We start from the raw sequence: 210 nt of genomic DNA, 5'->3' as shown, positions 1-210 counted from the left end.
GAACAAAGAGCAGCAACGCGATCCGGAGATGCATCAGACCAAGAAAGGCAATCAGTGGCACTTTGGCATGAAGGCCCACATTGGTGTCGATGCCAAGAGTGGCCTGACCCACAGCCTGGTCACCACCGCGGCCAACGAGCATGACCTCAATCAGCTGGGTAATCTGCTTCATGGAGAGGAGCAATTTGTCTCAGCCGATGCCGGCTACCA

1 protein-coding gene is annotated in these 210 nt (G+C 55.7%); it reads left to right on the top strand.

What is annotated here, in order from left to right; all coding sequences use genetic code 11:
• The coding region (locus N6P30_RS24575) for a transposase (RefSeq protein WP_260630022.1) at positions 1–210 on the top strand (210 nt) is incomplete at both ends.

The sequence above is a fragment of the Enterobacter sp. PL1 genome, from assembly GCF_945957325.1.
Classification (GTDB): Bacteria; Pseudomonadota; Gammaproteobacteria; order Enterobacterales; family Enterobacteriaceae; genus Enterobacter; species Enterobacter roggenkampii.
This window is presented reverse-complemented; position numbering and strand designations above follow the sequence as displayed.